This window comes from Acidisoma sp. L85 (assembly GCF_009765865.1).
Classification (GTDB): domain Bacteria; phylum Pseudomonadota; class Alphaproteobacteria; order Acetobacterales; family Acetobacteraceae; genus Acidisoma.
On sequence record NZ_LMUQ01000051.1, the window covers coordinates 332 to 1,453 of the forward strand.

Below are 1,122 nucleotides of genomic sequence, written 5' to 3' on the forward strand. Positions count from 1 at the left end.
CCGGATGGTTCGCCCGGCTTGCGGATCGCCGCTGCCCGGGTGCTGGCGCGGCAATTGCGCACGGCCGTCGAGGATCATCAGCAGCGGGTGATCGCGGCGGCTGGCCGCAGTAGCACCTGCCCGTTCGACCTGCATGCGCTGCTGCCCGTGCCCTATGCGCACCTCCGGCAGGGACCCGACGACCCCGCGAGCATCGCCTGGCTCCGGCGGCACTGGGGTACGATCCAGCCGCTGCGCCATGTCCGCCGGCGTGAGGATCCGCCCGATCGCCGGCGGCGGCACTCGGCGCGTCTGCAATATGATTTCTGGTCGGCGGATTGGACGCCCTGGGCGGCGTTTGCGAGCCTCGGCCAGCGTTGGCCGGCTTTGGTCTTCGACCTCCGCCCCGATTATCGCGATGGCTGACGTCGAGCCGACGACCGGCGCGGCCAGCGATCCGCTCTGGGATGATTGGGAGGCGCCGCCGCGGCGGCCGAGCAGCCCGGTGCTGCATCTTGATGGGTTCGACGGACCGATGGACATGCTGCTCGACCTCGCCGAGCGGCAGCGGATCGATTTTGGCCGCATGTCGATCCTGGACCTCGCCGAGCAATTCGTCGCGGCCATGGCGCGGCTCGCCGATCGGGTGACGCTCGAGCAGCGGGCCGACTGGCTGGTTGTGGCGACACGGCTGGTGCTGCTGCGCTCGCGCTTGCTCTTCCCCGACAGTCCGGAGGCCGCGGCGACAGCGGAACAGGATGCGGCGGCCGAGCTGCGTCGCCTCAAAGATATGGTGGCGATGCGAGCGGCTGGGGCCTGGCTGCAGCAGCGGCCGCAGCTTGGCCTGGATGTCTTTGTCCGGCGGCCACCGACCGTGCCGCGAGAAGGCGGCTATGTCGCGCTGATGGAAGCCTGCCTGGTGGTGCTGCGCGGCACGGAAGGGCGGCCGGAAGAGGTGCCGCTTTACCGGCCGGCCATTCCGGATCTCTGGCGCGTGGTGGACGCCTTGGTGCGGATCCAGTTGCTGCTCGTCGAGCACCCGGCGGGCGGCGACCTCGCGGCCTTTTTGCCGCCTGTCGCCGAGGAGGCTACGGACCGCCCGCTTCGCGCACGGGCGGCGGTGGCGAGCACCTTTCTGGCGGG

1 protein-coding gene and 1 pseudogene are annotated in these 1,122 nt (G+C 70.9%); both read left to right on the forward strand.

What is annotated here, in order from left to right:
• A pseudogene (locus GSQ83_RS15835) lies at positions 1 to 405 on the forward strand (transposase); the annotation flags it as partial.
• Positions 398 to 1,122 (forward strand): segregation/condensation protein A (locus GSQ83_RS15840; RefSeq protein ID WP_216850229.1); only part of this gene is annotated, 725 nt, incomplete at its 3' end. The pseudogene GSQ83_RS15835 and the gene GSQ83_RS15840, both read left to right, overlap by 8 nt.